Consider the following 14,207-nt stretch of genomic DNA (forward strand, 5'->3'; position numbering starts at 1 on the left):
TTCCTTAGAAAATCATAAAAAAAGTTAAAAAAATGAGTGTTTTAAGCATCACTTTTCATACCACCGAAACCATCACCAAAGAGTGGGATCACTACCTGGAAAACAATCTTCATGAAATGGTCGAAAACCTAATCGATGCAGAAAAATACATCCTCTCCGAAGTTGAAACTGAAATGATCTCGGAAGGGAAAAACACGAACCTGCTGTTGATTTTTGAAAATGAGGAAAAACGTCAGGATTTCGTTGAAATTGAATTAATCAATATTACCGACCGGATTCTTAAAGAGTTTGGCCAAAACGTGATGATTTTCAAAACATATCTGAATCCAAAACAATCGAGATTTTAATCCTTTAAGATCCTGTTTATAAATGATAAAAAATATTTAAAACACATTTAAACAGGCTCTAAATCACTTCCAGAAACTTCATCGTATCAACCTTGTCGGCATAAATAGCCAAGCCGGGATTCTGAGCTTCTCCAAAGTTAATCGAGTCGAGTCCCAATTCCGGTTTTGCAACAATCGCCTGAATACTGGATTCATTTTCAGCAATGAAACTTTTCACTTCTCCGATGTCACTGTACCGGCTGAAATTCAACACAGAAAGTGGAGAGAACAGCGCGTCATCTTCCTTGAGCATCACGAAATTATTATCCCAAAAGCGCTCCGCATTCAACAGGTAAACCGCACGGTTGTACTCGTAATTATTGGCGTATTTGTTATGATTGATGACTTCTTTAAAATGAAGGAAACTTTCAAATATTCTGTCGATTAAAAAATCCTGCGGAATAAAAAGCCGCGTAACATTGCGACAGCCTAACCCAAAATACCTGAAAATATCTTCTGCCAAAAGCTGCAGTTCTTCTGGGGTTTCATCTCCTCTTAGCACCGCGGCTGACGTTCGGTTTTTACGGATAATACTTAATGAATCTTTAAAATAATACTCCAGGTATCTTGCGGTATTATTACTTCCAGTGGCAATAACGGCATCAAAATCAGTTAGGCGCTCCGCAAATTCGTACCTTATATTTCCATCGGAAAACTCCTCCCATTTGCTGAGTAGAAAAGGCAACATTGTTTTGTCTTTGGACGACAGTTTAATGACGGGAATATGCTGACTTAAAATCACTGAAATCACGTCGTGAAATCCCACCAATGGGATATTTCCCGCTAAAATGAGTCCTACCTTTTTAGGAGTTTTGGCAACCTGATATCCGGCAAGCCATTTTTTCAGCTGAGTTTCGGTCAGTAAATCCGCCCATTGCTTCAAGGCAAATTTTTGATTTTCAATGGTAAACCATGAATTCTCAATTTGCGACTTTCTCAAAACCGCAGAAAACCGTTCGTCCTCTTCATTAAAATCAGCGGGATTTTTGTGTAAAAACTCTTTAATATAAGTACTTAGTTTACACAGTCCCGAAATTTGCTTTTCTATGTTCATTGTATGGATAATTGAGGTATTTTCAGTAATTTACACAAAGCAATAAAGTTCTTCGGAACAGTCTTCCAGCAAGGACTTTGCCTGCTCCTTACTTTCTGCGGTACAGCATGGGTACCACTTTTTAAAATCCTTGAGAAACTTATATATTCCTTTATTGTTTGCTTTTGCAAAGTTACTTATTTGTTGAAAGTACTGCAAACAAGTGCAATAATAATTATTTGACGGTTTTCCCCTGCCGTTTTTCAGTAATAACTTATAGATGCAATTTTGCGGCGAATAAAGGATTTTGCAATTGCTTACTGAATGCAGAGTTACCTCTTGATGAAAAGGAATCGTTTTTGTTAAGAAAAATGTCAGTTAAAAGGTCAACAAGTGATATAACAAACTCTTAATTTGGATGCTTTCAATTACTTTTAATTGAAAGATTAAAAAAAAATAAGTGTCCTATCCATCACTAATTGAGTGAAAAGCTGGACAATACAGAGAAAATTCTTTATCTTTGTACAAATTTAAAAAAATAAAGTAGCAATGGCTATTAAAATAACCGACGAATGTATTAATTGTGGCGCTTGTGAGCCGGAATGTCCCAACAACGCGATCTATGAAGGAGCAGTAGACTGGAAAGCATCAGATGGAACTGCCCTGAAAGGTAAAGTAGTTTTGAAATCAGGCTTGGCAGTGGATGCCGATGACCCGCAAGAACCCGTAAGCGACGATGTTTATTTCATTGTCACCGATAAATGTACCGAATGTATCGGCTTTCATGAAGAACCGCAGTGCGCGGCTGTTTGCCCGGTTGACTGCTGTATTCCAGATGAAGATCATGTGGAATCTGAGGAAAGTTTGCTCGAGAAAAAAGCCTTTTTACACGGAGAATAAGTAGATTCGCTCACAAACCGTGGGCGTTTTTTTTATGACATTTTAAATCATTCGAATTTCAGGAATATCAACGACCACTCTGCCGCACCAGTTCTTATAAAAACCAAAAAGTATGAGCAAAATACACAACTTCAGTGCAGGACCATGCATTTTACCGCAGGAAGTTTTTCAGAAATCTGCCGAAGCAATTCTCGATTTTAATGGAAGCGGACTGTCGATTTTAGAAATATCTCACCGCAGCAAGGATTTTGTAGCGGTAATGGACGAAGCCAGAGCGATTGTAAAAAGACTGATGAATCTCGGCGACGATTATGAAGTTTTATATTTAGGTGGAGGCGCGAGTTTGCAGTTTGCAATGGTCCCCTTTAATTTAATGAAATCCGAAAACGGAAAAGCCGCTTACTTAGACACCGGAACGTGGGCCGCAGGAGCGATTAAGGAAGCGGAAAAATTTGGAACAGTTGATATTGTTGGCTCTTCTAAAGCAGAAAATTATTCTTTCATCCCGAAAGATTATACCGTAGGAACCGAATACGATTATTTTCACTGTACTTCTAACAATACGATTTACGGAACCCAAATGAGAACATTCCCGAAAGTGGATACGCTGATGGTATGCGATATGAGTTCTGATATTTTCTCGAGAGTGATTGATTTCTCCCAGTTTGATTTAATCTATGCCGGCGCTCAGAAAAATATGGGTCCTGCAGGAACAACTCTGGTTGTGGTAAAAAAAGAAATCTTAGGCAAAACGGGGAGAGATATTCCTTCAATGTTGGATTATTCTTTACACATTGCTAAAGAATCCATGTACAATACACCACCTGTTTTCCCGGTTTATGCTTCGCTTTTAACATTGCAGCATTTAGAAAACCATGGTGGAATCGCAGCCGCAGAAATAAGAAATGAAGCAAAAGCCAAATTACTGTACAGCGAAATTGACCGTAATCCATTATTCGAAACCTTCTGTGTGAAAGAGGACCGGTCATTGATGAACGTCTCTTTTAAATTAATGGATGAGTCTAAAAAAGAAGAATTCGATAACGCCTGGAAAGCTGCCGGAATCAGTGGACTGAATGGCCACCGAAGTTTAGGCGGTTACCGTGCCAGTCTGTACAATGCCCTGCCAATCGAAAGTGTTCAGGTTTTAGTGGATGTAATGCAAAATTTAAAATAAATGATAGTTCTTGCTAATGACGGCATTTCAAAAGCCGGAGAACAACTGCTGAAAGAGGCAGGAATTGAAATTCTGGAAACAAAAGTTTCACAGGAACATCTTATCAGTTTTATTAATGAAAACAAGGTAGACGTACTCTTAGTCCGAAGTGCTACAAAAGTGAAAACTGATTTAATCGACGCTTGTCCCGGTTTGAAAATCATCGGTCGCGGAGGTGTTGGCATGGACAATATCGACGTAGAGCATGCGATTGAAAAAGGGATTTATATTATCAATACACCGAAAGCATCCTCCCGTTCGGTAGCAGAAATGGTTTTTGCCCACTTCTTTTCGTTGGCAAGATTTCTGCACGAATCCAACAGACTGATGCCGCTGGAAGGGGAAACCCATTTCAAAGCTTTGAAAAAATCTTTTTCAAGTGCGGTGGAATTAGAAGGGAAAACTTTAGGAGTGATCGGTTTTGGCGGTATCGGAAAAGAAGTCGTAAAAATCGGGATTTCTTTAGGAATGAAAGTAAAAGTTCTTACAAGAAAACCGAAAACCGAAAAAGTTAGTTTAGACTTTTTTGATGGGCAACAACTGCATTTTGAAATTTCCACAGGAAATGACATGGATGAGTTCCTGACCGGTTTGGATTTCCTGACCGTTCACACCCCAAAAACGGACGGCTATCTTTTAGATGCACCCCAATTCGAAAAAATGAAAGACGGCGTTTTTATCGTTAACACCGCGAGAGGTGGCGTGATCAATGAAGTCACCTTGCTGGAGGCCATCGAAAATGGAAAAGTCGCCGGAGCAGCGCTGGATGTATTTGAAAATGAACCCAGCCCTGAACTTGCACTTTTAATGAATCCTAATTTGTCTCTTTCGCCCCATTTAGGTGGAAATACACAAGATGCCCAACAGAAAATTGGCAAAGAACTTGCGGAACAGATTATTGAAATTAAAAAGAAACTACAGTAGTATATGCCTATATTTAAACCATTTCGGGGAATCAGACCAACCGAAGATTACGTAGATATTTTCCCAACCCATCCATTGGATAATTACTCCCAGGAAGAGATTAATAAAAAATCTCAAGTGGATTCGTCCTACATCCAGATGGTCAAACCCTATGTGGTAAGCAAATCAAAAGATATCGACCGGAACCTTCGGAAAATCAGAACTAATTTCGAAGAGCTTTTGGCGGACCGGAAATTAGTGCAGGATCATTCGTCCTATTACTTGTATGAGCAGATCTTGCCTAATAAAACCATATTCCGCGGACTTTTAGGCTTGGTCAGTGTAGAAGACTTTCGAAATGGAAAAATAAAAAAACACGAATCTACACTTACCTACAGAAAAGAAAAACTGGCTTATTATCTGGACAAAGTCAATGTACAGGCAGAACCCGTTTTGCTCACGTATTTGGCAAACCCAAAAGTGGAAATGCTCATGAACCATGAGGAAAAAAATGTGCCTGTTCTAAATTATTTAGATGACAACGGCATCAGACATAAGGTTTGGAAGATAGATAACCGCCTGAAGATGCTTCAGTTTAAAGAAGTTCTGGAGCAGATTGATTCCTTTTATATCGCCGATGGTCACCACAGAATCGGATCCACCGCACTGAACGCTGAAAATCAAAAGCAAAAAAATAAAAAACATACCGGAACGGAACATTATAATTATGTCTTCAGTTTCGTTGTTTCCAACCAATCGATCAAGATTCATGATTATAACCGACTTTTGAGTGATCTGAACGGATTGAATAAAAAAGAATTCCTCCAGAAAATTGAGAAGAATTTCCGAATTCATGAAAAAGGAGAAGAACCGTACTACCCTTCTCAGAAATTCCACATCTCCATGTATCTGGGCGGCAAATTTTATTCGCTTCATGTTCATCATGACTTACGGAAACAACAGGGGGAAATGAATGATCTCGACCATTATTTATTGGAAGAATATATTTTTAAAGATATTTTAGGAATCGATGATGCAAAAACAACTGAGAAAATAACCTATATCAAAGGAAGTTCAAATATCGAGGGAATTAAGACCATCAAAGCAAAGGTGGATTCCGGCGACTTTAAAGTAGGATTCGGAATTTATCCGGTCAGTTTTAATGATTTATTAAAGGTTTCCGATAACAAAATAATCATGCCGCCAAAATGCACTTATATCGAGCCGAAATTGGTAACTGCATTAATAATGTACGATATGAAGCAGTAATTTTACTTTTTGTTATTAATTTTTTTTAAATTTGGGTCTATCAATTGTGAAAACCTATGAAATATTCAATTATAAAAACACTTCCGCTCTTTTTGGGCGGATTTTTATTTGCTCAGCAATCCACCGATTCTGTTCAGTTCAAAAACATTTCCGATGAAATATTGGTGAATGGAACTGCGTATGAAAACTTACGGGAGTTAACCCAAAACATCGGTCACCGTTTGAGCGGTTCCGCTGCTTACGAAAAGGCGGCAGACTGGGCGGTTCAAAAATTAAAAGAAGCCGGCGCAGATAAAGTCTGGAAAGAAGAAGTGATGGTTCCGGTTTGGGAACGTGGCAAAGAATCTCTTCAGATAAAAGAAGGAAACGGCAAATGGAAAACCCTGCGAATGCTTTCATTAGGGAATTCTGAGGGAACAAAAGGAAAAGACGTAGAAGCCGAAATTGTCTTTGTTAAGAATAAAGAAGATTTCGACAAACTTCCTGATGCAGCCGTAAAAGGAAAAATCATATTCTTTAATTACGCCTTTAACCAAAAATTCATTACTACCGGACAAGCTTATGGTGATGCCAACAAATACCGCAGAAGCGCCGCTTCCTGGGCCGGAAAAAGAGGCGCAAAAGCAGTCATTATCCGTTCGCTTTCTTCAGCTTTGGATGATGTTCCACATACCGGAATGATGCGCTATGACGAAGATGATATGGCAAAAATTCCGGCAGTAGCGATTGGTCCCAAAAGCGCTGATGAGCTGGAGAAAACTCTGAAAAAACAAAAAGTAATTGCTAAATTAAATTCTAACGCAACCATGAAAGGTGAGAAACTTTCTTATAGTGTGATTGGAGAAATTACCGGCAATAAAGATCAAAGCGTCATCGTAGTTGGTGGCCATCTGGATTCGTGGGACGTGGGCGATGGTGCACAAGATGACGGCGCCGGAATTGTTCAAAGTATCGAAGTGCTGCGGACTTTTAAAAAACTGGGCATTGATAACAACCATACGATTCGGGTCGTTTGTTTTGCCAATGAAGAAAATGGCGTTCGGGGTGGAAATCAGTACGCCGCAAACATCAAGAAGAATAACGAAAAACACCTTTTTGCCATCGAAAGTGATGGTGGTGGTTTTACACCGCGCGGATTTGGTTTGGTCATGAATCCTGAAAAACGACTCCAGATTCAATCCTGGAGAGCCCTTTTCCTGCCGTATGGAATTCATAATTTCGAGGTTCAATATGCAGGAACCGATATCGAGCCGATGCAACCTTTAGATGTTCCTTTAGCAGAACTGATTCCGGATTCTCAGAGATATTTCGATATCCACCATTCCGAAGAAGACACTTTCGACAAAGTAAACCGCAGAGAATTACTCTTAGGAGCGTCGGCCATGGGACAGTTAATTTATATGGTCGATAAAAACTGGTAATGAGAAAACCTCCCATTTACAGAAGTTTTTGGAACGCCATCAAAGGAGTCATCTGGCTGCTGAAATCTGAACGTAATTTTCAGATTGAAGTTCTTGCTTTGCTTACCAACCTTTTTTTGATCGTTTTTTTAAAAGTAACCGCCACTGAAGCATCAATAATTTTAGGGGTAGCATTCTCGGTTTTAAGTTTCGAAATTCTCAATACCTGCGTAGAAAAAATCTGCGATATCATACAACCGGATTATGATATAAGAATAAAAATCATTAAAGACATTTCGGCAGGAGCGGTATTCTTAATGGCTCTCGCTTCTGTAATTACCGGGGTTTTAATTTATGCTAAATATCTTCTTTAAACACCGTCTCATCGTAAGACATTTTCGCTGCCTGATAACCGATTTCAAAAATTTCTTGCAAACGGCTCGCATTTCGTTCAAAAGTTCCATAATTAGCTAATTTTTTGGAAGTGATGATCCAGTCACAGTAGGAGAATTTATGAATTTCTATGCGGTGCGACATCAGTTCATACGCTCTTGTAGTAACCGATTTTATAGATTGTAGATCTTCAATCTTTACATCCTGAACTGGCGAAACATACATGCCAATCAACTTGTCGCAATCCTGATGAATGATATCTGCCGGAAAATTATTCAAAACTCCCCCATCGCTGTACATTACATTGCCAACAATATAGGGAACGGTAATTCCCGGAATGGAGCAGGATGCGATTATAGCGTCTACTATTTTATCCGTTCCGCTGAAAATTTTCTGTTCCCCCGAAACCAGTTCAGTCGCAATAATTCTTACGTCTAACTCTAATTCACTGATGGTCATGTCTTCAAAAATTGGTGTCAGATAATCCGCAAAAATCAGCGAAGAGAGCAACCCGGGCTTGTTAAAAGTAAAATGCCGCCAATTGAAAAAATAAACCGATTTAAAAAAAGCCAGGATTTCCTGCGGCGTTTTACCCACGGCATAAAGCGCACCTACAATCGAACCGGAACTGCAACAGGCCAAAACTTCAGGCTTAATGTTTTTTTCTGCTAAAAACTGCAAAGCGCCTGCATGGGCAACTCCTCTGGTACCTCCACCGGAAAGAACGAGCCCTGTTTTAATTTCTTTCATAAATAAAAGTTAATAAAAATAAACCACAAGCGAACCTGTGGTTTTGAAAATAAGTAAAAATGGAAAATTTCTATTTCAAGAGATATTCCTGCATAAATTTTATCACCGCCAGTCTTTGAAAATCTACATTTTCTTTTTTACGGAAACCGTGCCCTTCATTTTTGGCTTCTAAATACCACACCGTATTTCCCTGCGCTTTCAGTTTATCACGCATTTGCATCGCCTCCGTCACCGGAACTCTTGGATCGTTGGTTCCCTGGATGATGAACATAGGTTTTTTAATTTTATCGGTATTATTTAAAGGGGCGATCTTGGTAAAAAACGCACTCATTTTCGGGTCACGTTCGTCGCCATATTCTGCTCGGCGCAAATCCCGGCGGTATTCTTCAGTGTTTTTCAGAAAGGTATTAAAATCTGAAATCCCGACTACATCTACGGAACATCTTATTCTATCTGCATATTCGTAAGCTGTAGCCAAAGTCATAAAGCCTCCGTAACTGCCGCCCATAATCATAATTCGGTCTTTATCCAATTCCGGTTGCTTTGCGATCCAGTCCAATAAAGCATCAATATCTTTTACAGAATTCATCCGGTTGAAACCATTGTCAGATGCGATATATGTTTTGCCAAAACCTGAAGAACCACGCACATTTGGGTAAATCAACGCCACGCCCATTTCATTGGTATAGTAATTATTCGAACCTAAAGAAGAAGCCATCGACTGACCTTCGGGACCGCCGTGAATGTTAATCATCACCGGTCTTTTCCCGGTAAATTTTTTAGAAGCAGGATAATAAAATCCGGAGATTTTCATCTTGTCAAAACTCGTCCATTCGATGAGTTTCGGCTGTGCCATTTCGCTTTTCCGCATTTCGCCCTGTTCGCTGTCTGTCCATCTTTCAATATTTTTCGTCGCTAAGTCTAAACGGTAAATATCTGAGGAAGAATCGTAAGTTGATTGCGAGAAAAAGAGGGATTTTCCGTCGTCGGTAAATTTAATATTATTGATTAATCCGATGGGTAATCCTTTGATCTCCGTATATTTTTGGGAGGCAGTATCCATTAGATACAACTTGTTCAAACCACTTTCGTTGGTTTCAAAAACGATTTTGGATTTATCTTTCGATAACGTATAATTAGAAACTTCCCAGGGAATATCAGTGGTGAAATAGGTGATCTTTTTCGTTTTTAAATTCATCAACGCCAAACGGTCAAACTCATTATTACGGTCGGTGACAAAGTAAATCTCGTCTGGGTTTTTAGCAAATTTCGCGCTGCTTTGAACGATCTGTTTTTCAGTTCTATCGGTGATCGGTTCCAGCTTTTTTGTTTCTGTATCTAATAAATACAGATAAGATTCGTTCGCCGAAACATATTCGCTGACGATAAGTTTTTTGCCATCCTCTGAAATATCACTGATTCCCCAGCCGCCTCCTTTCAATTCCAGAATCAATTTGGTTTCGTTGGGTTTCAATGGATTCATGAAATAAATATCGCGGTCGCCACCGTTTCTTTTGGTGGAAGAAAAGTAGAAACCGGAACCGTCTTTTTTCCACCGCATTCCGCCGTTTTGAGATCTTCCTCCATCGGTTAATAATGTTGATTCCATGGAGTTTAAATCCAGTCTGAAAAGCTGACCGAATTCGTTTCCGCCCATATCTTTGGAATACACTAAATATTTTCCGTTTGTCGGTTCGTAATCTGCGGAATTTACAGGTTCATCAAAGAAGGTGATCTGTTTTCGGTTTCCCAAGGGTTGGGACAAATGGTGCAGCTGATTGGTAGAAGCAAATCGGGTCACCATGATCAATTCTTTTCCGTTGGGATGAATTGCGGTAAAGTTTGCTCCTCTGCTTTCCGAATATTTCTTAATTTTTTCGTTTAAACTTTTAGGGATCGCCGGAATATTTTCCGTTATTAAATTCTCATTAGGAACGACAATATCGTTTTTAGTTTGAGCAAAAAATGCGGCTCCAGTCAACAAAAAAACCGGAATAAAAGATTTCATGTGCATATATTATAATTTGAGGTCAAGATAGTAATTTTTGGGAATTAAAAAAACCACAATTTGGAGTTGTGGTTTTTGTCTGTGATGGCTCAGAGTTCGGAGACTTTGCCTACGGGTTTTGAAAAGGAAGGATTACAGATCCGCGTTGTCGTTTTTTAAGCAGTAGCCGGATTAATGTGTATATGTCCTCCAACGGCTTTTAGAACTTTCATTATTGTTGCAAATTGTGGTTTAGCGCCTTCAGATAGCGCTTTGTATAAACTGGGTCTGCTAAGCCCGGTTTCTTCCGCAATTTTAGTCATACCAATTGCTTTGGCTACATTTCCAATTGCTGCAATTATTTCTGACTCATTTCCTTCTTCCAAAGCAGCATTAAGATATTCAGCAATCATTTCATTACTGTCTAAATAATCTGCAATGTCAAATTTTGAGGTATTCATTTTTCATTATTTTTTTAATTTCTTCCAAATTTCCTTCGCTTTTTCAATGTCCTTTTGTTGAGTTGATTTGTCACCGCCAATTAGGAGAATAATAATTTTTCCGTCAATTTCCATAAAGTAAATTCTATACCCTTTTGCGTAATTAAATTTCAATTTATTAATTCCATTTCCAACTGGTTTAAAATCTCCAAGATGCTCGTCGTTTTCCAATTTTTGAATTCTGAACAAAATTTTCGCCTTTGCTGTTACATCTTTCAATTTTCTAAACCACTTGTCAAACTCTGACGTTTTTTCAATAAGTACATCGCAAAACTGTATTCGTTTGGATACAAAAATAATGAAAATATTTCAATTTAAAAATTAAATATTTACGAAACTCTCGTTGAAAATACTGCATAACTTTTAAATATGTACAAGAACTGAAGAAACAAAAAAAGTAATTTGAAAAACACCCTGCAACCCGACTTGAGTGGAGCTCTTTTTGTGCAGCGCAGCGGAGCAAAAAAGCGGGAACGGAAGGCTGATTAGTTGCCCAAATAAAAATAATCACAAATATTGAAACTATTATCTAAATAAAAAAACTCCAGCAAATCACTGGAGTTTTATATGAAAATATTTCGTTAAGTTTAGATATGAATCACTTCGCCATAAGCGGCGGCAACGGCTTCCATCACGGCTTCTGAAATCGTTGGATGCGGGTGAATTGATTTTAAAACTTCATGACCGGTGGTTTCTAATTTACGCGCCACAACTGCTTCTGCAATCATATCGGTAACGCCGTCGCCGACCATGTGACAACCGAGCCATTCGCCGTATTTCGCATCGAAGATCACTTTGATGAAACCATCGGTATCTCCGTTGGCAGTGGCTTTTCCGGAAGCGGAGAAAGGGAATTTACCCACTTTCAGTTCGTAGCCTTTTTCCTTCGCCTGTTTTTCGGTTAAACCAACAGAAGCGATTTCCGGATGACAGTACGTACATCCCGGAACATTGCCGTAATCGATCTTTTCTACGTGAAGACCTTTGATCTTCTCCACACAGGTAATTCCTTCTGCTGAAGCAACGTGTGCTAAAGCTTGTGTCGCCAAAATATCACCAATCGCATAATATCCCGGAACAGAAGTTTCGTACCATTCGTTCACCAAAACTTTTCCTTTATCGGTTTGGATTCCCACTTCTTCGAACCCCTGACCTTCGATATTCGAAGCGATTCCAACAGCAGACAATAAAATATCAGCTTCTAAAACGATATTTCCAGTAGCAGTTTTCACGGTTGCTTTTACGCCGTTTCCGGAAGTATCCACAGATTCTACGGAAGCATTGGTCATGATTTCGATCCCTGATTTTTTCAGAGATTTCTCTACGTGTTTTGAAGTATCTTCGTCTTCAACAGGAAGAATGTTTGGCATGAATTCTACAACGGTAACTTTCGTTCCCATGGTGTTATAGAAATCAGCGAACTCAATTCCGATCGCACCTGAACCGACAACGATCATCGATTTTGGCTGCTCAGGAAGATTCAATGCCTGTCTGTATCCGATTACTTTTTTTCCATCCTGTGGAAGATTCGGCAATTCTCTGGAACGCGCTCCAGTTGCGATAATGATATGCTGCCCTGAATATTCAGTTGCTTTTCCGTCTTTATCAGTTACAGAAACTTTTTTACCTTTTTGAACTTTGGCAGTTCCCATGATCACATCGATCTTGTTTTTCTTCATCAGGAAAGCGATTCCACCACTCATTTTAGTGGCAACTCCTCTACTTCTCTGAATAACTTTAGAAAAATCAAAACCTGGATTTTCTACTTTATTTAAACCGTACTGTTCGGCTTGCTGTAAATATTTAAAAACGTGTGCAGATTTTAATAATGCTTTAGTTGGGATACAACCCCAGTTTAAGCAAATTCCGCCCAGATTTTCTTTTTCAATAATGGCTGTTTTAAAACCTAATTGTGCAGCTCTGATTGCCGTAACGTAACCACCAGGACCACTTCCGATGACAATAATATCGTAGTTCATTATTTAAAAATTTGATGCGAATTTACGGAAAATTTTATGATTTATATTTAAAGCCTATCGAGGAATTAAATAGCTTTAGTTTTTCACCAGAATAAACAATATTTAAGAAAAAAATACTGGGATAAATTTGAAATTATTCACCATCAGCTCCAGATTCAGCCTGATTATAATAAAGTTGTGTTTTTGTTGAAAATTTGCTTTCTCTGGAGCTTCGGTGTCTTGAAAAATGTGTTGTTTTTTATATTCAGCAAAAGTAAAACATCACTGCAAAACTTCCTTACGGGAAACCGTAAAGCAGTAAAATTTATCTCTAAAAATTGCATTTATTTTTGGAAACAGTGAGAAACAACAGGAATGGGCGCGGAAAAGGTTTTTACAGCACTCCCAAATCTTTGCAGATCGCAATTAAATGTTCGTTGCTTTTGGCCCTGAACGTTTCTTTGAGGTAATTTAAAGTTTTTTCAACAGAACTTAAACTGTTCGGTTTTAGCGATTTTCCTTTCAAAATTTCGGTCATGTCTTTTTGCAAAATACCTTCCGAAAGTAATTTTAGAATAGAATATTCAACCGAAGTCAGTTCGATGGTATCTGTAGTTCTAAGCTGAATCCGGTTTTCCGGGGAAAGATATTTTTGCCCATCAGAAATTACAGTAATTGCATTTTCTAGATTTTTAACATCCATTCTGCCTTTGCTTACAAATCCGTCAATTTGTAAATCATTGAAAAGTTCTTTTATTATTTGAGGCCGTTTTTCACCTGAAAATACTAAGATTTTTAATTCAGGAAGTATTTTTCGTGACTCGGTGATGAGTTGCTGGCCGGATTTGATTTTTTGTTTTTTAAAGTCTTCATCGAAAGAGAGATCCGTGATCAGCAAATCAAATGGCTCATCTTCTTCAACACTTTTTTTGAGCAGGCGAAAAGCTTCATCACAATAATGAACAAAACTTTTGTTTGGTATCTTTAAATCATCTAAGGATTTCTGCACAGAAATGCTTGCGCTTTCAAAATCTTCCGCAGCCAGTATTTTTTGAAACATTTATCCGTTTTTTAAGGGAAAGGAAATCGTCTTCTGAGTTCCATTCTCAATTATTTCGTCAAAAATAAGATTTCCTTTTTGAGAAAAAATACGGGTTTCCACATTTTGCAAGTCATTTTTCTTCTGGATGGTTTTTCCAAGACCAATTTCATCATCAGAATAATCGATTTGAAGGTGGTTTGCAATCATTTCAAACTTTAAAAATATTTTTTTCGCTTCGCTGTGTTTTTAATACAGGAAATTGAGATGAAAAACAGGCGAGCAAGTAGTAATTTAATTTCAATTTTTAAAATATAATCCAAAGTTAAATAAAAAAACAGCGAAAAATTAATTTTCGCTGTTTTCTGTGAATAAGTTTAATATTTTTGGAGGTGGGAGTTACGGATCAATTTCTATACTTTATCGAAACAAAAATTTCATTAAAAACATAGTGAATTGATAATTAACTACTT

Annotated in this window: 15 protein-coding genes; 7 read left to right on the plus strand and 8 right to left on the minus strand. The window is 38.3% G+C overall.

What is annotated here, in order from left to right:
* Positions 1–32: 32 nt before the first annotated feature.
* Complete coding sequence (locus QGN23_RS05285; RefSeq protein ID WP_282905960.1) at positions 33–347, plus strand: DUF4286 family protein; 315 nt, start codon at positions 33–35, stop codon at positions 345–347.
* A gap of 58 nt (positions 348–405) precedes the next feature.
* Here QGN23_RS05285 and QGN23_RS05290 read toward each other — a convergent pair whose 3' ends face one another.
* On the minus strand, positions 406–1,440 hold the full coding sequence (locus tag QGN23_RS05290) for an acyl-CoA reductase (protein ID WP_282905961.1): 1,035 nt from the start codon (positions 1,438–1,440) through the stop codon (positions 406–408).
* A gap of 528 nt (positions 1,441–1,968) precedes the next feature.
* On the opposite strand from QGN23_RS05290, the gene QGN23_RS05295 reads away from it, so the two are divergent.
* The 6 genes from QGN23_RS05295 (at position 1,969) to QGN23_RS05320 (ending at position 7,481) form a co-directional block, all read left to right on the plus strand.
* A complete protein-coding gene (locus QGN23_RS05295) occupies positions 1,969–2,319 on the plus strand; it encodes a 4Fe-4S binding protein (RefSeq protein WP_133441003.1) in 351 nt (116 codons plus the stop codon).
* A gap of 112 nt (positions 2,320–2,431) precedes the next feature.
* Entirely contained in the window at positions 2,432–3,496 is a 1,065-nt protein-coding gene (gene serC, locus QGN23_RS05300) for a 3-phosphoserine/phosphohydroxythreonine transaminase (RefSeq protein ID WP_282905962.1), read from the plus strand.
* Positions 3,497–4,459, plus strand: coding sequence for a D-2-hydroxyacid dehydrogenase (locus QGN23_RS05305; protein WP_282905963.1), 963 nt, complete (start codon positions 3,497–3,499; stop codon positions 4,457–4,459).
* Between the two features lie 3 nt (positions 4,460–4,462).
* Positions 4,463–5,707: a DUF1015 domain-containing protein gene (locus QGN23_RS05310; protein WP_282905964.1), complete on the plus strand. Its 1,245-nt coding sequence runs from the start codon at positions 4,463–4,465 to the stop codon at positions 5,705–5,707.
* A gap of 56 nt (positions 5,708–5,763) precedes the next feature.
* Positions 5,764–7,128, plus strand: coding sequence for a M20/M25/M40 family metallo-hydrolase (locus tag QGN23_RS05315; RefSeq protein WP_282905965.1), 1,365 nt, complete (start codon positions 5,764–5,766; stop codon positions 7,126–7,128).
* On the plus strand, positions 7,128–7,481 hold the full coding sequence (locus tag QGN23_RS05320) for a diacylglycerol kinase family protein (protein WP_282905966.1): 354 nt from the start codon (positions 7,128–7,130) through the stop codon (positions 7,479–7,481). Before QGN23_RS05315 ends, QGN23_RS05320 begins: the two co-directional genes overlap by 1 nt.
* Here QGN23_RS05320 and QGN23_RS05325 read toward each other — a convergent pair.
* The 7 genes from QGN23_RS05325 to QGN23_RS05355 form a co-directional block, all read right to left on the minus strand.
* Positions 7,465–8,250 carry a patatin-like phospholipase family protein gene (locus QGN23_RS05325; protein WP_282905967.1) on the minus strand — a complete coding sequence of 262 codons (786 nt, stop codon included), beginning with the start codon at positions 8,248–8,250 and terminating at the stop codon, positions 7,465–7,467. The two genes, QGN23_RS05320 and QGN23_RS05325, sit on opposite strands and share 17 nt — an antisense overlap.
* Positions 8,251–8,320: 70 nt before the next feature.
* Positions 8,321–10,258, minus strand: coding sequence for a S9 family peptidase (locus tag QGN23_RS05330; RefSeq protein ID WP_282905968.1), 1,938 nt, complete (start codon positions 10,256–10,258; stop codon positions 8,321–8,323).
* Between the two features lie 155 nt (positions 10,259–10,413).
* Complete coding sequence (locus QGN23_RS05335; RefSeq protein WP_282905969.1) at positions 10,414–10,698, minus strand: addiction module antidote protein; 285 nt, start codon at positions 10,696–10,698, stop codon at positions 10,414–10,416.
* Between the two features lie 6 nt (positions 10,699–10,704).
* On the minus strand, positions 10,705–10,956 hold the full coding sequence (locus QGN23_RS05340; RefSeq protein ID WP_282905970.1) for a type II toxin-antitoxin system RelE/ParE family toxin: 252 nt from the start codon (positions 10,954–10,956) through the stop codon (positions 10,705–10,707).
* Positions 10,957–11,324: 368 nt separating this feature from the next.
* Positions 11,325–12,716, minus strand: coding sequence for a dihydrolipoyl dehydrogenase (lpdA, locus tag QGN23_RS05345; protein ID WP_282905971.1), 1,392 nt, complete (start codon positions 12,714–12,716; stop codon positions 11,325–11,327).
* A gap of 373 nt (positions 12,717–13,089) precedes the next feature.
* Positions 13,090–13,755, minus strand: a complete 666-nt coding sequence (locus tag QGN23_RS05350) for a response regulator (protein WP_282905972.1) — start codon at positions 13,753–13,755, stop codon at positions 13,090–13,092.
* The gene (locus tag QGN23_RS05355) at positions 13,756–13,944 is read right to left on the minus strand and encodes a hypothetical protein (RefSeq protein WP_282905973.1); all 189 of its coding nucleotides are present in this window, start codon (positions 13,942–13,944) and stop codon (positions 13,756–13,758) included.
* Positions 13,945–14,207 lie beyond the last annotated feature (263 nt).

This window comes from Chryseobacterium gotjawalense (assembly GCF_030012525.1).
Lineage (GTDB): Bacteria > Bacteroidota > Bacteroidia > Flavobacteriales > Weeksellaceae > Kaistella > Kaistella gotjawalense.